This window comes from Variovorax endophyticus (genome assembly GCF_025376855.1).
Taxonomy (GTDB): domain Bacteria; phylum Pseudomonadota; class Gammaproteobacteria; order Burkholderiales; family Burkholderiaceae_C; genus Variovorax.
Map to the genome: position 1 here is coordinate 51895 of NZ_JAHUTH010000019.1, position 19309 is coordinate 71203.

A 19309-nucleotide genomic window follows, 5' to 3' on the forward strand; every position below is an offset into this window, starting at 1 on the left:
GACCTACCCCTGCCCTCGCAGCGCGGCCTCGCGGCCGCGCCGCACGTCGATCGGCCACAGCAGCAGCAGGCCGGCGACGAACAGCACGGCGGTCGACAGGATCGCGATGCGCTGGTTGCCGGCCGTGAGCCAGGTGACCGCGCCGTAGGCCAGCGGGCCGACGATGCTCGCGAGCCGCGTGGCGAAGGACCAGAGGCCGAAGAACTCGGCCATCTGGGCCGGCGGCGCGAAGTAGCCGGTCATCGCCCGGCCGGCCGACTGGCTCGAGCCCATCGCGAGGCCCGCGATGGCCGCGGCCCACCAGAAGCCGCCCTTGGTCGTGACCACCGCGGCGATCACGCAGACCGCGACCCAGGCCACCAGCGTGACGGCCAGCGAGGTCTTGTGGCCGATGCGGTCCTGCACGTAGCCGAAACCGAAGGCACCGAGCGCGGCCGCGATGTTGAGCACGAAGATCAGCACCATGGTCTCGCTCGCGACGAAACCGATCACCTGCTCGGCATAGATCGCGGCCAGCGTGATCGCCACCGCCACGCCGCCCTGGTAGCAGACGGTGCAGGCCAGCAGGGTCATGAAGTCGCGGTAGGCGCGCGCCTGGCGGAAGGTGGAGCGCAGCTGTTGCCAGGCGCTGGGCGCCCTGGCGTCGCCGAGGGCCTGCGCACTGGGCCTGGCGCGCTCGGGCAGCAGCACGAAGGTGGCGCAGGCGGCCGTGCCGTAGATCGCGGCGGTGATCAGCATCGTCACCGGCACGAAGTGCGAGGCCGGCAGGCCCCGCGCCTGCGACCACAGCACGTAGGCCAGGCACAAGCCCAGCGCCAGCATGCCGCCGACATAGCCGAAGGCCCAGCCCCAGCCGCTGACCTTGCCCATGCCTTCGGGCGTCGCGAGCTCGGGCAGGAAGGCGCCGGTCAGCGACTCGCCGTAGGAGTAGAAGGTGTTCGACACCACGATCAGCAGCATCGCGACGGCCACGCCCGTGGCGCCCGAGAAGCGCGGCGAGAGCGCCAGCGCCGCGGTGCCGATGACGCAGCCCACGGTCGTGATGACCAGCAGCCGCTTCTTGGCCGCGCGCAGGTCGGCCCAGGCACCGATGGCCGGCATCGTGAACATCACGATCGCGTAGGAGATGCTGAGCGCCACCGTCCAGGCGAACGGGCCCCAGGGCGCGCCCTTGGCGATGCCGCCCACGAAATAGGCGGCGAACACGGCCGTGATGACCACGGTCGTGTAGCCCGAGTTGGCGAAGTCGTACATGGCCCAGCCGAACACCTCGCGCTTGCGCACGCCGGCGTTGAGGGCGGAGGAAGGAAAGAGCGCTGCCATGCGGCGGATGGTGGTGGCGCCGCGTGGCAGGCGTGTGGCGCTCAGTGCAGGTGGCGCGGGCGGCGTCCGCCGCCATGGCCGCTGCCGCCGCCACCACCGGTGCCGCCGGTGCCGCGCGGGCGCTTGCCGATCTCGAGCGAGTTCACCAGCGCATCGAAGCGGTCGCTGAACAGGCGGTCGATCTCGGCCACCACGCCGCCGAGCTCGGCGCCGTCGAAGTGGCGCTCCATCAGGTTCACCACGTCCTCGACCAGCAGGTCGCGCTGCACCTGCATGATCGCGGCCGGATTCGGGCCCACGAACAGCATCACGAAGTCGTCGCGCGACTCCTCGTCGGGGTCGCCCTCTTCCTCGTCGAAATCGGTGTCGTAGAAGGTGACCTCGATGGCCGCGCCGCGTTCGGAGAGTTCGTTCAGCGCCATGCACATCTCGTCGAGCGCCTGGCGGAAATCCTCGTCGCCGGCCACGGTCCAGCACATCTGGAGCATGTGGTCCTTGGGCTCGAAACGGATGCCGGGTTCTTCCTCGTAGGAGCTGGCGGCCCCGTCGGCGAGCGACTTGGCGCCCGCGTATTTCCACAGCGGCTTCAGCGCTTCCTGGATCTGGTCGAAACCGACGTCCGAACGCAGGGCCACGTCGCCATGCACATGAATTTCGAATGGAGCGTTGTAGCGAGGCATTGAATGCTCCCTTGTTAGATGTGGTGCCCGGAACGGGGGTCGAACCCGTATGCCCCGATTAAGGAAGCGGCGGATTTTAAGTCCGATGTGTCTACCAATTTCACCATCCGGGCCCCGGGTTGAATGACGACGATACCCCAAACGAAACGAGCCCCGTCAACGTGGTTGGCGGGGCCTGGTGTATCGACGCTGGATTCAACGGGAGAAGTGTGGAGGCGCGATCCGGAGTCGAACCGGACTAGACGGATTTGCAATCCGTTGCATAACCGCTTTGCTATCGCGCCACGCAGAAAAACGAAATCGAACTAGCGAAAAAAAGGGAAGCTGTTGCTTCCCTTTTTCAAAACTGGAGCGGGAAAAGAGTCTCGAACTCTCGACCTCAACCTTGGCAAGGTTGCGCTCTACCAACTGAGCTATTCCCGCGTTTCGAGCCTTGAATTATAGACCAGATTTTCGGGGTTTCGCAAGGCGAGCCCCCGAATTTCATGATCGTGTCGTTCAGTGCTTGACCGAGCCTTCCGATGCCTGCGACTCGCGCTGCTTCGCGATCTCGGCCACGGCCGCCGCCGAGGCCGCGACCTCCTCGTCGGACAGCGGCGTGGGCTGCTTCTCGAGCGCGATCTCGAGCACCTTGTCGATCCACTTGACCGGCACGATCTCGAGGCCGTTCTTCACGTTCTCGGGAATGTCCTGCAGGTCCTTGGCGTTCTCCTCGGGGATCAGCACCGTCTTGATGCCGCCGCGCAGGGCCGCCAGCAGCTTTTCCTTCAGGCCGCCGATCGCCGTGACCTCGCCGCGCAGCGTGATCTCGCCGGTCATCGCCACATCGGCGCGCACCGGGATGCCCGTGAGCGCCGACACGAAGGCCGTGGTCATCGCCGCGCCCGCGCTCGGGCCGTCCTTGGGCGTGGCGCCGTCGGGCACGTGGATGTGGATGTCGCGCTTCTCGAACACCTCGTCCTTGATGCCCAGGCGGCGCGAGCGGCTGCGCACCACGGTGCGCGCGGCCTCGACCGATTCCTTCATCACGTCGCCCAGCGAACCGGTGCGGCTGATCACGCCCTTGCCGGGCATGGTCACGGCCTCGATCGTCAGCAGATCGCCGCCGACCTCGGTCCATGCGAGGCCGACCACCTGGCCGACCTGGTTCTGCTTCTCGGCCAGGCCGAAGGTGAACTTGCGCACGCCGAGGAAGTCGTTGAGGTTCTCGCCCGTGACCACGACCTGGGGCGTCATCTGCTTGAGCAGCAGGCCCTTGACCACCTTGCGGCAGATCTTCGAGAGCTCGCGCTCGAGCGAACGCACGCCGGCTTCGCGCGTGTAGTAGCGCACGATGTCGCGCACGGCCTCCTCGGTGACGAGCAGTTCCTCTTCCTTCACGCCGTTGTTCTTCAGCTGCTTGGGCAGCAGGTACTTGATCGCGATGTTGGTCTTCTCGTCCTCGGTGTAGCCCGAGAGGCGGATGACTTCCATGCGGTCCAGCAGCGCCGGCGGGATGTTCATCGAGTTCGAGGTGGCGACGAACATGACGTCGCTCAGGTCGAAGTCGACTTCCACGTAGTGGTCGCCGAAGGTGTGGTTCTGCTCGGGGTCGAGCACCTCGAGCAGTGCGCTCGACGGGTCGCCGCGGAAGTCGGTGCCCAGCTTGTCGATCTCGTCGAGCAGGAACAGCGGATTGCGCGTACCGATCTTGCTCAGCCCCTGCAGCACCTTGCCCGGCAGCGCGCCGATGTAGGTGCGGCGGTGGCCGCGGATCTCGGCCTCGTCGCGCATGCCGCCGAGCGCCATGCGGGTGTACTTGCGGCCGGTCGCCTTGGCGATCGACTGCCCGAGCGAGGTCTTGCCCACGCCCGGCGGGCCCACGAGGCACAGGATCGGCGCCTTGACCTTGTCGACACGCTGCTGCACCGCGAGGTATTCGAGGATGCGGTCCTTGACCTTCTCGAGGCCGTAGTGGTCGGCGTTGAGCACCGCCTCGGCGTTCGCGAGGTCGTGCTTGATCTTGGTCCGCTTGGCCCAGGGCAGGCCCACCAGCACGTCGATGTAGTTGCGCACCACGGTGGCTTCGGCCGACATCGGCGACATCAGCTTGAGCTTCTTGAGCTCGCCCTCGGCCTTCTTGAGCGCGTCCTTGGGCATCTTGGCGAGCTTGATCTTCTTCTCGATCTCCTCGATGTCCGCGCCCTCCTCGCCTTCGCCGAGCTCCTTCTGGATCGCCTTCACCTGCTCGTTGAGGTAGAAGTCGCGCTGGTTCTTCTCCATCTGGCGCTTCACGCGGCCACGGATCTTCTTGTCGACGTTGAGGATGTCGACTTCGCGCTCGAGCTGTCCGAACAGGTTCTCCAGCCGTGCCTTGGTGTCGTCGAGATCGAGCACCGCCTGCTTGTTGTCGAGCTTGAGCGGCAGGTGCGCGGCGATCGTGTCGGCCAGGCGGCCCGGATCGTCGATGCTCGAGATCGAGGTCAGGATCTCGGGCGGAATCTTCTTGTTGAGCTTCACGTACTGGTCGAACTGCTGCATCACCGCGCGGCGCAGCGCTTCGACCTCGGTGCCCTTCTCGCCGCCCTCGGGTGTCGCCACTGGCGTCACGTTGGCCGAGAAGTGCGTCTCGCCGTCATCGATGCGGTTCACGCGGGCGCGTTGCTGGCCCTCGACCAGCACCTTCACCGTGCCGTCGGGCAGCTTGAGCATCTGCAGGATGGTGGAGACGCAGCCGACCTCGAACATGTCCTCGACCGAGGGCTCGTCCTTGGCGGCGGCCTTCTGTGCCACCAGCATGATGCGGCGCTCGGCCTCCATGGCCAGCTCGAGCGCCTTGATGCTCTTGGGGCGCCCCACGAACAGCGGGATCACCATATGGGGGAACACGACGACATCGCGCAGCGGCAGCAGCGGCAGGTCGATGGCGTCGGCGGGCAGAGGGGTATGACCGGACATGGATATCCTTTGATTGATCAAGCAAAGATGGACGGCGACACGGGCATTTCAAGCCCGCGGCCGCAGTCTTTGTCGAAGACGCCGGGCATCTCGGGGGGAAGAGCCGGCGCGGGAGTCACTCAGGCCTTCTTGGCTGCCTCGCGGTACACGAGCAGCGGGGGCTTGTTCTCGTCGATGGTCGATTCCTCGACCACGACCTTGTCGACATTGGTGGCATTGGGTAGCTCGAACATCGTGTCGATCAGCGACTGTTCGAGGATCGAACGCAGGCCGCGCGCGCCGGTCTTGCGGGCCAGCGCCTTGCGCGCGATCGCCTTGAGGGCGGCGGGACGGATCTCGAGGTCCACGCCCTCCATCTGCAGCAGCTTGGTGAACTGCTTGACCACGGCGTTCTTGGGCTCGGTGAGGATCTGCACCAGCGCGTCCTCGCTGAGCTCGGCCAGCGAGGCCACCACGGGCATGCGGCCCACGAGCTCGGGGATCAGGCCGAACTTGATCAGGTCCTCGGGCTCGACGTCGCGGAACACCTCGGTGAGGCTGCGCTGGGCCTTGCTCTTGACGCTGGCGCCGAAACCGATGCCCGAGGCCTCGGTGCGGTTCTCGATCACCTTCTCGAGGCCCGCGAAGGCACCGCCGCAGATGAACAGGATGTTGGTCGTGTCGATCTGCAGGAAGTCCTGGTTCGGGTGCTTGCGCCCGCCCTGGGGCGGCACGCTGGCCATGGTGCCTTCGATGAGCTTCAGCAGCGCCTGCTGCACGCCCTCGCCCGACACGTCGCGCGTGATCGAGGGGTTGTCGGACTTGCGCGAGATCTTGTCGATCTCGTCGATGTAGACGATGCCGCGCTGCGCGCGCTCGACTTCGTAGTTGCAACTCTGCAGCAGCTTCTGGATGATGTTCTCGACGTCCTCGCCGACATAGCCGGCCTCGGTCAGCGTGGTGGCGTCGGCCATCACGAAGGGCACGTCGAGCTGGCGCGCCAGCGTCTGCGCGAGCAGCGTCTTGCCCGAGCCCGTGGGGCCGATCAGCAGGATGTTGCTCTTGCTGAGCTCCACGTCCTCGCCCTTGGCCTTTTCCTTGTGGCGCAGGCGCTTGTAGTGGTTGTAGACGGCCACCGACAGCATGCGCTTGGCCGGCTCCTGGCCAATCACGTAGTTGTCGAGGTTGGTCTTGATCTCGAGCGGCGTCGGCAGGTCGTTGCGCGCATCGCGCGCTTCTTCTCCGGCGGGCAGTTCGTCGCGGATGATCTCGTTGCAGAGATCGATGCACTCGTCGCAGATGAAGACCGAAGGACCCGCGATCAGCTTCTTCACCTCGTGCTGGCTTTTGCCGCAGAACGAGCAGTAGAGCGTTTTTTCGCTGGAAGTGCCTTTTTTCTCGGCCATGGACAGGTGCCTCGTAACGGGTTTGGACAATGATAACGAAACAAAAACGGCGTTTCCCGTGTGGAAAACGCCGTTGTTGCCTTTTTGGCGCCGCCGGCGTCGTGACGCCAGGGCGCCGGGCCCCTGCTCAGGGGCGCTTTGCGATCACCTGGTCGACCAGGCCGTAATCCTTGGCCTCGTCGGCCGTCAGGAAGTAGTCGCGCTCGGTATCGGCCTTGACCTTGTCCAGCGGCTGGCCGGTGCGCTCGGCCAGGATGCGGTTCATCTGGTCCTTGGTGCGCAGGATGTCGCGCGCATGGATCTCGATGTCGGTGGCCTGGCCGCGGGCGCCGCCGAGCACCTGGTGGATCATGATCTTGGAGTTGGGCAGCGAGAAGCGCTTGCCCTTGGCACCGGCCGCGAGCAGGAACGCGCCCATGCTGGCCGCGAAGCCCACGCACAGGGTCGAGACCTCGGGCTTGATGAACTGCATGGTGTCGTAGATCGCCATGCCGGCCGTGACGCTGCCGCCCGGGGAGTTGATGTAGAACGAGATGTCCTTGTCGGGGTTCTCGCTCTCCAGGAACAGCAGCTGGGCCACCACGAGGTTGGCGGTCTGGTCGTTGACCTCGCCCACCAGGAAGATGATGCGCTCCTTGAGGAGCCGCGAGTAGATGTCGTAGGACCGTTCGCCACGGCCCGATTGCTCGATGACCATCGGGACCATGCCGAGGCCTTGGATTTCCTGTGCGCTCATGAATTTGCTCCGGAGAAGGGTTCGTTCGCTGTCGTCAATCTGAACTGTACGCCTGAGTGAAATGGGGCTCGTGCCGCAAAGCACAAGCCCCATGGCGTCCCGGGCCGAGGCGGCGATCAGGCCTGTTGCTGCTGCGCCATCAGTTCGTCGAACGACACCGACTTCTCGGCGACCTTGGCCTTGCCGAGCACGAAATCGGTCACGTTGTTCTCGATCACCACGGCCTCGACTTCGGCCAGGCGGTTGTTGTCGCTGAAGTACCAGCGCACCACGTCGGCCGGCTTCTCGTAGCTCGAGGCGAGCTCGTCGATGTGGGCCTTGATCTGCTCGGGCTTGGCCTGCAGGTTGTTGGCGCGCACCAGCTCGGCGACCACCAGGCCCAGGCGCACGCGGCGCTCGGCCTGGGGACGGAACACTTCCTCGGGGATCGGTGCCTTGTCGGCGTCCTTGATGCCGCGCTGCTTGAGCTCGGCGCGCGCGCCTTCGATCATGCGGTTGACTTCGGACTGCACGCTGGCGTTGGGCAGGTCGAGCTCGGCGTTGGCCACCAGCGCATCCATCACGGCGTTCTTGTTGCGCGCCAGCAGGCGGAACTTGACCTCGCGCTCGAGGTTCTTCTTGATGTCGGCGCGCAGGCCGTCGACCGTGGCGTCGGCGATGCCGAGCGACTTGGCGAGCTGCTCGTTGACTTCGGGCAGGTGCGAGGCCTCGATCTTCTTCAGCGTGACGAGGAAGTCGGCCTGCTTGCCGGCCACGTCCTGGCCGTGGTAGTCGGCCGGGAACGACAGCGGGAAGGTGCGGCTGTCGCCGGCCTTCATGCCGCGCACGGCGTCTTCGAATTCCTTGAGCATCTGGCCTTCGCCGACCACGAACTGGAAGTCCTCGGCCTTGCCGCCCTGGAAGGGCTCGCCGTCGATCTTGCCTTCGAAGTCGACGGTCACGCGGTCGTCGTCCTGGGCCACGGCATCCTGCGCGCGCTGCGCGAAGGTGCGGCGCTGCTTGCGCAGGATGTCCAGCGTCTTGTCGATCGCGTCGTCGCCCACTTCGGCCGACAGCTTCTCGACTTCGGCGCCCGACAGGTCGTTGATCTTGACTTCGGGGAACACCTCGAACACGGCGTCGAAGGACAGCTCGCCCTCGGGCGCGCCTTCCTTCTCGGTGATGCGGGGCTGGCCGGCGACGCGCAGCTTGGCTTCGTTGGCGGCCTGCGAGAAGGCCTCGCCGACCTTGTCGTTCATGACCTCGTACTGCACCGAGTAGCCATAGCGCTGGGCCACGACGTTCATCGGCACCTTGCCGGGACGGAAGCCGTCCATCTTGACGGTGCGCGCGAGCTTCTTGAGGCGCGAATCGACTTCGGACTGGATGATGCCGACCGGCAGGGTCAGCGTGATCTTGCGTTCGAGCTTCTCGAGGGTTTCAACGGTCACGGTCATGAACTTCTTCCTAGTGAGGGATTGGCTGGTGCGCGGGGCCGGACTCGAACCGGCACGTTCTTGCGAACGTCAGGACCTAAACCTGGTGCGTCTACCAATTTCGCCACCCGCGCTTTTGCCTTTTTCAGGTGAATGCAAAAGCGGACGGCCTGGGCGCCGGGGAGAACCCGGCAGTCCAAGACCGTCCGCTCGAAATCGGTCAACCGCGCATTTTAGTCGAAACCGGGAGGCTCCCGGCTCGACCTGCATGCGGAGTTCGTGGCCTCGCGGGGCGGGACAAACCCTGCATTCCGCGCGCTCAGGCCGCCTGGGGGCCCGGCAAGGCGCCGTTGCCCTGCGGTGCCGGTGGCGGCGCCTCGTCGCGCTTCACGCGGAACGCCGCCGCGTACATCGCCGGCAGCGCCAGCAAGGTCAGCACCGTCGCCACGATCAGCCCGCCCATGATGGCGACCGCCATCGGCCCCCAGAACACGCTGCGCGAGAGCGGGATCATCGCCAGCACGGCGGCCGCGGCGGTCAGCACGATCGGGCGCAGGCGGCGCACGGCCGACTCGACGATGGCGTCCCAGGCCGGCACGCCGGCCGCGCGGTCGTGCTCGATCTGGTCGATCAGGATCACGGCGTTGCGCTGGATCATCCCCATCAGCGCGATCACGCCGAGCAGCGCGACGAAGCCGAAGGGCCGGTTCAGCACCAGCAGCGCACCGGCCACGCCGGCGATGCCCATCGGGCCGGTGATGAACACCAGCAGCGAGCGGCTGAAGCTGTGCAGCTGCAGCATCAGCAGCGTGAACACCAGGAACAGCATGATCGGCACGCCGGCCACGATGGAGGCCGAACCCTTGCTGCTCTCCTCCACCGCACCCGCCACCTCGATGCGATAGGCGCCCTGCCCGGCCGCATGCCAGCCGGCCTCGAGCTCGCGCAGCTTCGGCAGCAACTGGTCGGTCACGGTCGCGCCCTGCAGGCCCTCGGTCACGTCGCCCTGCACGGTGATCGCGTAGTCGCGGTTTTCGCGCCACATCACGCCCGGCTCCCAGGTGAACACCGGCTTGGCGATCTGCGTCAGCGGGATCGAGCGGCCCGAGGCCGTCGGCAGGTAGGCGTTGCCGATGTCGGAGATCGCTTCGCGCTCGTCGGCCGACTGGCGCAGCACGATGTCGATCAGCAGGTCGTTCTCGCGGTACTGGCCCACGGTGGTGCCGCTGAACATGGTGCGCGAGGCCTGCGCGATGGCCTGGCTGGTCACGCCGAGCGCGCGCGCCTTGGCCTGGTCGACCTCGAGGCGGATCACCTTCACCGACTCGTTCCAGTTGTCGTTCACGCCGCGCATGTTGGCGTTCTCGCGCAGCACGGCCTTGACCTCGTCGGCGCGCGCGCGAAGCTGCGTCGGGTCGGTGCCGATCACGCGGAACTGCACCGGGTACGGCACCGGCGGCCCGTTGGGCAGCAGCTTCACGCGGCCGCGCACCTCGGGGAATTCCTGCGCCAGCAGGCCGGGCAGCGACAGCCGCAGCGTCTCGCGCACCTTGAGGTCGCTCGCCAGCACGATCAGCTGCGAGACATTGGACTGCGGGAACACCTGATCCAGCGGCAGGTAGAAGCGCGGCACGCCCGAGCCGATCCAGGTGCTGACGGTCTTCACGCCGGCTTCCTTGAGGATGCGCTGCTCGACCCGCTTCGCCACCTCCTCGTTGGCCTGGAACGAGGTGCCCTCGGGGAACCAGATGTCGACCAGGATCTCGGGCCGGCTCGAGTCGGGGAAGAACTGCTGCTGCACCTTGCCCATGCCGACGATGCCGAGCGCGAAGATCAGCACGGTGGCGCCGATGGTCAGCCAGCGGTGCTGCACGCACCAGTTCACCGCGCGGCGGAAGGCGTTGTAAAACGGCGTGTCGAACAGCTCGTGCGGCGGCGCATCGGGGTCGTGCGGCTTGACCTTGAGCAACAGCGTGCCCAGGTAAGGCACGAAGTACACCGAGACGATCCACGACAGCACCAGCGCGATCACCGTCACGGCGAAGATCGCGAAGGTGTATTCGCCGGTCACCGACTTGGCGATGCCGATCGGCAGGAAGCCCGCGGCGGTGATCAGGGTGCCGGTGAGCATGGGCTTGGCCGTCACGTCGTAGGCGAAGGTGGCGGCGCGGACCTTGTCGTAGCCCTCCTCCATCTTCCGCACCATCATCTCGACCGCGATGATCGCGTCGTCCACCAGCAGGCCCAGCGCGATGATCAGCGAGCCCAGCGATATCTTGTGCAGCCCGATGCCGAAGTAGTTCATCGCGAGGAAGGTCACGGCCAGCACCAGCGGGATGGTGATCGCCACCACCAGGCCCGGACGCATGTCGATGTACCAGCCGAAGCGCCCGCCCTTGTGCAGGCCCAGCGAGATGATGCTGACCGCCAGCACGATGGCCACGGCCTCGATCAGCACGCGCACGAACTCGTTGACCGAGCTCGCCACGGCGACCGGCTGGTCCTGCACCTGCGCGAGCTTCACGCCCAGCGGCAGCTGCTTGTCGATGCCAGCGGTGGCCGCGCGCAGCGCCTTGCCCAGCGCGATGATGTCGCCGCCCTTGGTCATCGACACGCCCAGCGCGATCACTTCCTTGCCCTGGTGGTGCACCTTGACCGAGGGCGGGTCGATGTAGCCGCGGCGGATCTCGGCGATGTCGCCGAGCTTGAGCTGGTTGCCCGAGCTGCCGCGGATCGGCATCTCGCGCAGCTGGTCGACGCTGGTGAACTGGCCGCCCACGCGCACCTGCACCACGTCGAGCGGCGACTGGATCGTGCCGGCGCTCTCGATGGCGTTCTGCGAGCCGAGCTGCTGCAGCACGGCGTTGAAGTCGAGGCCCAGCTGCGCCAGGCGCTTCTGCGAGATCTCGATGTAGACCTTCTCGTCCTGCACGCCGAACTGGTCGACCTTGGCCACGTCCTTCACGCGCAGCAGCTGCTGGCGCACGTCGTCGGCCAGGGTCTTGAGCTCGGCATAGCTGAAGCCCTCGCTCTCGAGCGCGTAGATCACGCCGTAGACGTCGCCGAAGTCGTCGTTGAAGAACGGCCCCTGCACCCCCGCCGGCAGGGTGCCGCGCATGTCGCCGATCTTCTTGCGCACCGTGTACCAGACGTTGGCGACCTCGCTCGCCTTCGAGGAGTCCTTGATCTGGAAGATGATCTGCGACTCGCCGGGCTTCGAGTAGCTGCGGATCTTGTCGGCGTACGGCGCCTCCTGCAGCGTGCGCTCGAGCTTGTCGGTGACCTGCTCGGCCACCTGCTGCGCGGTGGCGCCGGGCCAGTAGGTGCGCACCACCATCGCGCGGAAGGTGAAGGGCGGATCCTCGTCCTGCCCGAGCTGGAAGTAGGCGAAGGCGCCCAGCACCATCAGCACCAGCATCAGGTAGCGCGTGAGCGGCGCGTGGTCGAGCGCCCATTTCGAGAGATTGAAGCCGCCCGCGCGGCCGGCCGGCTCGGTGCCGTGCGTCGCCTTGTCAGCGCCGCTCATTTGCCGGCACCCGCTGCGATCTCCTTCTTGTTGGCGGCCACGGGCGCGACGCCCTGCGTGGCACCGCCAGCGTCCGCCCCGCCCGCCGCCACTTCGCGCGGCTGGTAGATCGTGACCTTCTGGCCCGGCGACAGCACGTGCACGCCCGCCACCACCACCTGCATGCCGGGCGTGACGCCGGCGCCGATCACGGCCTCGTTGCCGTCGGCGGTCGCCACCTGCACCGGCTGCGAGCGCACGGTCATGGTCGACTTGTCGAGCACCCACACGGCCGTGCCCTTGCCTTCCTGGCGCAGCGCGCTGGTCGGCAGCTTGACGACGGCCGGGCCGCCGCGCGCGAGCGCCTGCGGCCGCGCATAGACCGTGGCACCGAGCGCGGGCGCGCTCGCGGCATCGATCGCCACCTTCACGGTGAAGGTGCGCGTCACGGCATCGGCGCTGGCCGCCACCTCGCGCACCTGGCCCTGCAGCTCCTCGCCGCCCGACCAGCCGCGCACCGCGACCGCCGAGCCGGGCTTGATCAGCCCCGCGCGGTCTTCCGGCACCGCGAACACCACGTCGCGCGCGCCGTCCTGCGCGATCCGCACCACCGGCGTGCCGGCCTGCACCACCTGGCCCGGTTCGGCCTCGATGGCGGTGATGACGCCGGCCACGTCGGCCACCAGCGTCGTGTAGGCGGCCTGGTTGCCCTGCGACGAGAGCTGCGCCTGGGCCTGCTCGAGCTGCGCCTGCGCCGCCTTCCAGGTCGATTCGCGGCGCTCGAGCTCGGCGCCGCTGATGAAGTTCTGCTCGCGCAGCTCGCGGTAGCGCTTGAGGTCGGCCGCGGCCAGGTCGCGGTTGGTCAGCGCCGCGGCCTGCTGGGCGCGCGCGGCTTCGGCGGCCAGCCGGTAGTCCTGCGGATCGAGCTGGGCCAACACTTGGCCGGCCTGCACGCGCTGGCCGAGCTCGGCCTGGCGGCGCGTGATCTTGCCCGCCACGCGGAAGCCCAGGCGCGACTCGACGCGCGCCCGCACCTCGGCCGAGAACTCGGGCTGGGCATCGTAGGCACTGGTGCCCACGGTCACCAGCTTGACCGCGCGGACCGGTTCCTCCGCGGGTTTGGACGGCGAGCAGCCGGCCAGGGCCACGAGGGCGGGAACCAGCAGCCAGGCGGCCGCGCGGTCGAGCAAGAAGATGGATTGGGAGGCGGTCATGAGACACCCTGGAAGGAACGAACCGGGCCTTTAATGACCCACCGGTTAGTAATCTAGGGTAAACGTGAACCGCTGTCAATTACCCGCCGGTCAGTAGCGCCGGCGGCCGCCTCGTGCTCAGGTCCTCTGGCCCATTTCCACCAGCCGGTTGTCGGGCAGCTCGAAGTAGTCGGAGGCACGCCCCGCGTTGCGCTGCAGCCAGCCGAACAGCGCGCGCCGGATCGGATTGAGACCCGGCAGGTGCTCCTCGCCCACCGAGGCGCGCGAGACGAAGTACGAGGTCTTCATCGAGTCGATGGCCAGCGTCTTCTGGTAGGCCAGGATGCGGATGAACTCGGGCACGTCGGGCCGCTCCATGAAGCCGTGGCGCGCGGTCACGATCCAGATGCCGGTCATCAGCGACTCGGCCTCGATGCGCAGGCGCGCGTCGACGCGCGGCGTGTCGCAGGGCAGCACGCGCAGCACGATCACCTGCTCGTGCAGCACCTGGTTGTGCTTGAGGTTGTGCAGCAGCGCATGCGGCACCGAGGTCACGTTGACGTTGAGGAACACCGCCGTGCCCTGCACCCGGTGCGGCATGTGGTGGGCCAGCGACTCGAAGAAGGGCCGCAGCGGCAGGCTCTCGGCCGCGGCCGCCTCCAGCCCCAGGCGCCGCCCCTTGGCCCAGGTGGTGAACAGCAGCATCACGCCCGCGGCCACCGCGAGCGTGAGCCAGCCGCCCTCTGCCACCTTGAGGCTGTTGGCGACCACGAAGGTCAGGTCGACCGCCGCGAAGGCCGCCACGCCCAGTGCCACCGCCGGCTTGTTCCAGCGCCACAGCCCCCAGGCCACGATGCCGGCCAGCAGGGTGGTCGTGACCATGGTGATCGACACCGCGATGCCGTAGGCCGCCGACAGCGCGCTCGAGCTGCGGAAGCCCAGCACCAGCAGCAGCACGCCCACCATCAGCAGCCAGTTGACGGTCGGCACGTAGATCTGGCCGATGGCCGTGCCCGAGGTCTGGATCACGCGCATGCGCGGCAGGTAGCCCATGCGCATCGCGTGCGCCGTGAGCGAGAAGGCGCCCGAGATCACGGCCTGCGAGGCGATCACCGTCGCCATCGCGGCCAGCAGCACCATCGGCAGCACGCCCCAGGCCGGAAAGAGCCGGAAGAAGGGGTTGTCGATCGCCGCCGGATTGGCCAGCACCAGCGCGCCCTGGCCGAAGTAGTTGAGCACCAGCCCCGGCAGCGCGATGAAGAGCCAGGCGAGCCGGATCGGCCGCGCGCCGAAATGGCCCATGTCGGCATAGAGCGCCTCGCCGCCAGTGAAGGCCAGGAACACCGCGCCCAGCACCGCCAGCGACTGCAGCCGGTGCTCGACCAGGAACAGCACGGCGCGCCGCGGATCGAGCGCCGCCAGCACCTGCGGCTGGGCCAGCACCTGCATCAATCCGGCCACGCCGATCACCATGAACCACAGCAGCATCACCGGCCCGAACACCTTGCCGACCGCACCGGTGCCCTTCTTCTGCACCGCGAACAGCGCGATCAGGATCGCCACCGTGATCGGCAGCACCGCGCGCTCGAGCACTGGCGCGCGCACCTCCAGCCCCTCGACCGCCGACAGCACCGAGATCGCGGGCGTGATCAGGCTGTCGCCGTAGAACATGGCCGCGCCCACCAGGCCGAGCAGCCCGATCGCGTGACCGAGCCAGGGCTTCGCGCCGATGCGCGAGGCCGCATTGCGCGCCAGCGCCTGCAGCGCCAGGATGCCGCCCTCGCCGTCGTGGTCGGCGCGCAGCACGAACACCACGTACTTGAGCGTCACCACGAACAGCAGGCCCCAGAAGATCAGCGACAGCAGCCCGAGCACCGCGTCGGGCGAGAACGGCACGCCGTGCTCGGGATTCAGGGTTTCCTTGAAGGCGTACAGCGGCGAGGTGCCGATGTCGCCGAACACGACGCCGAGCGCCGCGATCACGACCAGGCCCTTGCCGGCCGGGTGCGCCGCGTCGCCTTGCGCGGTGGAGGTCCTGGCCGGTGCATTCATGGGACAAGAATCGAGAGTGGGAACGCCGGGAGCATAGCCGTGCTGGTTGACAATCGCAGCGTGTCCCAGACGCCCCCTCCCCCCCACGCCGCCGCCGCGCCGACGCACTACGAGAATTTTCCCGTGGCCTCGTGGCTGTGCCCGCCGCGGCTGCGCGCGCCGATCGCGGCCATCTACCACTTCGCGCGCACCGCCGACGACATCGCCGACGAGGGCCAGGCCACGCCCGGGGAACGCCTGGCCGAGCTGCACGCCTACCGCGCCGCGCTGGCCGACGCGGCCCGGGGCCGGGTCGATCCGGCCGGGCCCTGGGCCGGGGTGTTCGGCCCGCTGGCCCACAGCATCGAAGCCTTCGGCCTGCCCGAGACGCTGCTGGCCGACCTGCTCGACGCCTTCATGCAGGACATCGTGAAGACCCGCGACGGCAGCGACTACGCCGACCGCGAGGAACTGCTCGACTACTGCCGCCGCTCGGCCAACCCCGTGGGCCGGCTGCTGCTGCACCTGTACGGCGTGCACGACGCGCCCTCGCTCGCGCAGAGCGACGCCATCTGCAGCGCGCTGCAGCTGATCAATTTCTGGCAGGACCCGAGCGTGGACCTGCCGCGCGGGCGCTTCTACTTCCCGCTGACCGACTGCGCCCGGCGCGGCTTCACGCGCCAGCACTTCAAGGTGTTCGCGCCGCTCTCGCCCGCCTACCCGCCGCCGCAGGAGGCGATCAACCTGATCTCGGTGGTGTCGTTCTGGGCCCGCGAGCTGATGCAGCAGGGCGCGCCGCTGGTGCACCGCCTGCCGGGGCGCGCCGGCTGGGAGCTGCGCCTGGTCGTGCAGGGCGGCCTGCGCATCCTCGACAAGATCGAGGACCTGGGCTTCGACAGCTTCACGCAGCGGCCCACGATCGGCAAGGCCGATGCGCCGGTCCTGCTCTGGAAGGCGCTGCGGATGCGGAGACAATCACGGCCCATGAACGCAGCGCCCTCCCGATGAATCCCGAGCAATACGTGCAAGACAAGGCCGCCGCCTCGGGCAGCAGTTTCTATTACGCCTTCCTGTTCCTTCCCAAGCCGCGGCGCGCGGCCATCACCGCCTTCTACGCCTTCTGCCGCGAGGTCGACGACGTGGTCGACGAGGTCAGCGACCCCGGCGTGGCCGCCACCAAGCTGGCCTGGTGGCGCACCGAGGTGGCCCAGTCCTTCGCGGGCACGCCACACCATCCGGTGATGCAGGCGCTGATGCCGCACGTGGCGGCCTACGGCATCGAGGCGCGCCAGCTCGACCAGGTCATCGAGGGCTGCCAGATGGACCTCGAGCAGACCCGCTACCTCGACTTCCCCGGCCTCGCGCGCTACTGCCACCTGGTGGCGGGCGTGGTGGGCGAGGTGGCGGCGCGCATCTTCGGCCAGACCGAGGCGCAGACCACGGCCTACGCGCACAAGCTCGGGCTCGCGCTGCAGCTCACCAACATCATCCGCGACGTGGGCGAGGACGCCCTGCGCGCCCGCATCTACCTGCCGGTCAACGACCTGCAGAAGCACGAGGTCAAGGCGCACGAGATCCTCAACCGCGTGCATTCCGAGCGCTTCGTCGCGCTGATGAAGTTCCAGGCCCAGCGCGCCCATGCCGCCTACGACGAGGCGCTGGCGCTGCTGCCCGCAGCCGACCGCCGCGCGCAGAAGCCTGGCCTGATGATGGCCAGCATCTACCGCACCCTGCTGCGCGAGATCGAGCGCGACGACTTCCAGGTGCTGAACCAGCGCGTGAGCCTCACGCCCGTGCGCAAGCTGTGGCTGGCCTGGAAGGTGCAGGCGCTGGGCCGGCTGTGAGGCTGGCGGTCGTCGGCGCGGGCTGGGCCGGCCTGGCCTGCGCGGTCGAGGCCGTGCGCCAGGGCCATGCGGTCACCCTGTTCGAGGCCGCGCCCCATGCCGGCGGCCGCGCGCGCCGCGTCGACGACATGCACGGCATGGCGCTCGACAACGGCCAGCACATCCTGATCGGCGCCTACAGCGCCACGCTGCAGCTGATGCGCGATGTCGGCGTCGATCCCGAGCGGGTGCTGCTGCGCCTGCCGCTGTCGCTGCGCTTCGCCGATGGCGGCGGCCTGCAGCTGCCGCGGCTGCCCGCGCCGCTCGACCTGCTGGCGGGCATCTTCCAGGCGCGCGGCTGGACCTGGCGCGACAAGTCCGCGCTGCTGCGCACCGCGATCGGCTGGCGCTTGAAGGGCTTTCGCTGCGACGCCTCCACCACCGTCGCCGGGCTCTGCGCGGGCCTCACGCCGCGCGTGATGCAGGAGCTGATCGAGCCGCTGTGCGTCTCGGCGCTCAACACGCCCGTTGCGCAATCGAGCGGCCAGGTCTTCCTGCGCGTGCTCCACGATGCCCTCTTCAGCGGCAGCGGCGGCGCCGACCTGCTGCTGCCGCGCGCCGACCTCGGCGCGCTGCTGCCCGATGCGGCGCTCGCCTGGCTGCGCGCGCATGCCGCGAACCTGCGCATCGGCCAGCGCGTGCGCGCGATCGCGCCCGAGGCGAAGACCTGGCGCGTGGACGGCGAAGCCTTCGACCGCGTGGTGCTGGCCTGCGCGCCCTGGGATGCCGCCCGGCTGGTTCGCGCCAGCGGCCTGCCGGCCGAGGCCTGGTGCGCCAGCACCGAGGCACTGCGCTTCGAGGCCATCGCCACGATCTACCTGCGCGGCGCCACGCCGCTGGCCGAACCGATGCTCGCGCTGCGCAGCGACCCGGCCACGGCACCGGCCCAGTTCGTGTTCGACAAGGAACGGCTCTGCGGCCTGCCGGGCGTGCTCGCGATGGTCGTGAGCGCCAACGAGACGCCGCGCGAGCTGCTCGAGACGCAGGCGCTGGCGCAGGCCGCCGCGCAACTGGGCCAGGCCGGCCTGCGGGTGGTGCAGACCGTGGTCGAGAAGCGTGCGACCTTCGCCTGCACGCCCGGGCTGGCCCGTCCGCCCGCGACCATTGCGCCCGGCCTGCTGGCCTGCGGCGACTACGTCGAAGGCCCCTACCCCGCCACGCTCGAGGGCGCGGTGCTCAGCGGCCTGGCCGCCGCAAGGACGACCGCAGGGGCGACCGCATGAGCAGCGAGTTGCGCTACCTCGACTTCGACCACAGCGAGGACGCCGACGGCCATGGCAGCTTCGATGCGATGGCCTCGGTCGCGCCCGAGCGCCTGGGCGAGGTGCAAGCCGAGATCGACCGGGTGCTGGCCTGGGCCGAGGCCGCCTTTCCCGATGCGCGCGGCGCGCTCGACGAGGGAGCGGTGTGGGACTATGACCTGCAGCACACGCGCGACGATGCGCGCTTCGAGACCCTGGCCCTCTCGCTGAGCGGCACGGCCGATTTCTGCGCCGCGCTGCGCGAGCGCTTCGGCCTCGATTAAGCGGCGGTCTTGTTGCGCAACCGCAGCAAGCTCAGCCCCAGCAGCACGAAGGCGCCACCCGAGACCTTGTTGAACAGCCGCGTGCGGCGCGGGTCCGACAGCTGCTTGCGCAGCAGGCGAGCGAGCAGCACGTAGAAGGCGTGCGACAGCACCGAGGCCGCCGCGAAGGTGGTGGTCAGCACCGCGAACTGGGTGGCGATCGGCGCGTCCTGCGTGAGGAACTGCGGGAACAGCGCCGAAAAGAACAGGATGCTCTTCGGGTTGGTCAGCGCCACCGTCAGGCCATGGCCGAACAGGCGCCAGCTCGAACGCGGCGAGCCCGCCGCCGAGGCACCCTGGAGGTCGGCGAACACGCTGCCCTGGCTGCGCCACTGCTTGATGCCGAGGTAGATCAGGTACGCCGCGCCCGCCAGCTTCAGCACCATGAAGGCATGGGCCGAGGTCGAGAGCACCACGCCCAGCCCGGCCATCGCGGCGGCCGACACCATGAAGAGCCCGGTCGCATTGCCCAGCGAGCTGATCATCGCGCGGCGCGGCCCCACGGACATCGAGTTCGACACCGCCAGCAGCACCGCGGGGCCGGGCGTGAAGGCGACGAGCAGGGTCACGCCGCAGAAGAGGAGCCAGTTGGACAGATGCATGGGGAGCTTTCGCGCGGCGCGCTCGCGCCGCAGGCCGGGGAAGCAAAACTATAGT

The 19309-nt window shown here is 68.4% G+C and carries 14 protein-coding genes and 4 tRNA genes; 4 read left to right on the forward strand and 14 right to left on the reverse strand.

The genetic code is table 11. The features are described 5' to 3' along the window. Nucleotides 1-3: 3 nt before the first annotated feature. The 13 genes from KV106_RS23535 to KV106_RS23595 form a co-directional block, all read right to left on the reverse strand. Entirely contained in the window at nt 4-1323 is a 1320-nt protein-coding gene (locus KV106_RS23535) for an MFS transporter (RefSeq protein ID WP_261212716.1), read from the reverse strand. Between the two features lie 41 nt (nt 1324-1364). Continuing rightward, a complete protein-coding gene (locus tag KV106_RS23540; protein WP_057597775.1) occupies nt 1365-2003 on the reverse strand; it encodes a DUF6806 family protein in 639 nt (212 codons plus the stop codon). Nucleotides 2004-2024: 21 nt separating this feature from the next. Next, nucleotides 2025-2116, reverse strand: a tRNA-Leu gene (locus KV106_RS23545). 97 nt (nt 2117-2213) lie between these two features. Further along, nucleotides 2214-2287 (reverse strand) — tRNA-Cys (locus tag KV106_RS23550). A 63-nt stretch (nt 2288-2350) separates the two neighbouring features. Then, a tRNA-Gly gene (locus tag KV106_RS23555) sits at nt 2351-2426 on the reverse strand. A gap of 75 nt (nt 2427-2501) precedes the next feature. Further along, nucleotides 2502-4940 carry an endopeptidase La gene (gene lon / locus KV106_RS23560; protein ID WP_261212718.1) on the reverse strand — a complete coding sequence of 813 codons (2439 nt, stop codon included), beginning with the start codon at nt 4938-4940 and terminating at the stop codon, nt 2502-2504. A 119-nt stretch (nt 4941-5059) separates the two neighbouring features. Continuing rightward, nucleotides 5060-6325 (reverse strand): ATP-dependent Clp protease ATP-binding subunit ClpX, encoded by a 1266-nt coding sequence (clpX, locus tag KV106_RS23565; protein WP_057594286.1) that lies wholly within the window; start codon nt 6323-6325, stop codon nt 5060-5062. Between the two features lie 127 nt (nt 6326-6452). Then, nucleotides 6453-7061, reverse strand: coding sequence for an ATP-dependent Clp endopeptidase proteolytic subunit ClpP (gene clpP / locus KV106_RS23570; RefSeq protein WP_057594287.1), 609 nt, complete (start codon nt 7059-7061; stop codon nt 6453-6455). Between the two features lie 116 nt (nt 7062-7177). Next, nucleotides 7178-8497 (reverse strand): trigger factor, encoded by a 1320-nt coding sequence (gene tig, locus KV106_RS23575; RefSeq protein ID WP_057594288.1) that lies wholly within the window; start codon nt 8495-8497, stop codon nt 7178-7180. A 26-nt stretch (nt 8498-8523) separates the two neighbouring features. Next, nucleotides 8524-8610 (reverse strand) — tRNA-Leu (locus KV106_RS23580). A gap of 185 nt (nt 8611-8795) precedes the next feature. Continuing rightward, entirely contained in the window at nt 8796-12002 is a 3207-nt protein-coding gene (locus KV106_RS23585) for an efflux RND transporter permease subunit (protein ID WP_261212722.1), read from the reverse strand. After that, nucleotides 11999-13195: an efflux RND transporter periplasmic adaptor subunit gene (locus tag KV106_RS23590; protein ID WP_057594290.1), complete on the reverse strand. Its 1197-nt coding sequence runs from the start codon at nt 13193-13195 to the stop codon at nt 11999-12001. The genes KV106_RS23585 and KV106_RS23590 overlap by 4 nt, the downstream gene beginning before the upstream one ends. Nucleotides 13196-13312: 117 nt before the next feature. Then, complete coding sequence (locus KV106_RS23595; RefSeq protein WP_409976554.1) at nt 13313-15226, reverse strand: potassium transporter Kup; 1914 nt, start codon at nt 15224-15226, stop codon at nt 13313-13315. Nucleotides 15227-15286: 60 nt separating this feature from the next. Here KV106_RS23595 and hpnC point away from each other — a divergent pair, with 60 nt between their 5' ends. Genes hpnC through KV106_RS23615 form a run of 4 tightly spaced genes read left to right on the forward strand, consistent with a single transcriptional unit; the run spans nt 15287 to nt 18613 of the window. Then, entirely contained in the window at nt 15287-16213 is a 927-nt protein-coding gene (gene hpnC, locus KV106_RS23600) for a squalene synthase HpnC (protein ID WP_057594291.1), read from the forward strand. Next, nucleotides 16210-17049 (forward strand): presqualene diphosphate synthase HpnD, encoded by an 840-nt coding sequence (gene hpnD, locus KV106_RS23605; protein WP_261212724.1) that lies wholly within the window; start codon nt 16210-16212, stop codon nt 17047-17049. Before hpnC ends, hpnD begins: the two co-directional genes overlap by 4 nt. Further along, on the forward strand, nt 17046-18311 hold the full coding sequence (hpnE, locus tag KV106_RS23610) for a hydroxysqualene dehydroxylase HpnE (RefSeq protein ID WP_261212725.1): 1266 nt from the start codon (nt 17046-17048) through the stop codon (nt 18309-18311). The genes hpnD and hpnE overlap by 4 nt, the downstream gene beginning before the upstream one ends. Further along, entirely contained in the window at nt 18308-18613 is a 306-nt protein-coding gene (locus KV106_RS23615) for a hypothetical protein (protein ID WP_261212726.1), read from the forward strand. Before hpnE ends, KV106_RS23615 begins: the two co-directional genes overlap by 4 nt. Here the strand turns inward: KV106_RS23615 and KV106_RS23620 are convergent. Further along, nucleotides 18610-19254, reverse strand: a complete 645-nt coding sequence (locus KV106_RS23620; RefSeq protein WP_093344238.1) for a LysE family translocator — start codon at nt 19252-19254, stop codon at nt 18610-18612. The two genes, KV106_RS23615 and KV106_RS23620, sit on opposite strands and share 4 nt — an antisense overlap. Between the last annotated feature and the right edge of the window lie 55 nt (nt 19255-19309).

Excerpts from the sequence above, each read along its gene's own strand:
- clpP (WP_057594287.1), bottom strand. The coding sequence starts at position 7,061 with ATGAGCGCACAGGAAATCCAAGGCCTCGGCATGGTCCCGATGGTCATC.
- KV106_RS23615 (WP_261212726.1), top strand. The coding sequence starts at position 18,308 with ATGAGCAGCGAGTTGCGCTACCTCGACTTCGACCACAGCGAGGACGCC.
- KV106_RS23590 (WP_057594290.1), bottom strand. The coding sequence starts at position 13,195 with ATGACCGCCTCCCAATCCATCTTCTTGCTCGACCGCGCGGCCGCCTGG.
- KV106_RS23540 (WP_057597775.1), bottom strand. The coding sequence starts at position 2,003 with ATGCCTCGCTACAACGCTCCATTCGAAATTCATGTGCATGGCGACGTG.
- KV106_RS23535 (WP_261212716.1), bottom strand. The coding sequence starts at position 1,323 with ATGGCAGCGCTCTTTCCTTCCTCCGCCCTCAACGCCGGCGTGCGCAAG.
- lon (WP_261212718.1), bottom strand. The coding sequence starts at position 4,940 with ATGTCCGGTCATACCCCTCTGCCCGCCGACGCCATCGACCTGCCGCTG.
- tig (WP_057594288.1), bottom strand. The coding sequence starts at position 8,497 with ATGACCGTGACCGTTGAAACCCTCGAGAAGCTCGAACGCAAGATCACG.
- KV106_RS23620 (WP_093344238.1), bottom strand. The coding sequence starts at position 19,254 with ATGCATCTGTCCAACTGGCTCCTCTTCTGCGGCGTGACCCTGCTCGTC.
- clpX (WP_057594286.1), bottom strand. The coding sequence starts at position 6,325 with ATGGCCGAGAAAAAAGGCACTTCCAGCGAAAAAACGCTCTACTGCTCG.
- KV106_RS23585 (WP_261212722.1), bottom strand. The coding sequence starts at position 12,002 with ATGAGCGGCGCTGACAAGGCGACGCACGGCACCGAGCCGGCCGGCCGC.
- hpnD (WP_261212724.1), top strand. The coding sequence starts at position 16,210 with ATGAATCCCGAGCAATACGTGCAAGACAAGGCCGCCGCCTCGGGCAGC.
- KV106_RS23595 (WP_409976554.1), bottom strand. The coding sequence starts at position 15,226 with ATGAATGCACCGGCCAGGACCTCCACCGCGCAAGGCGACGCGGCGCAC.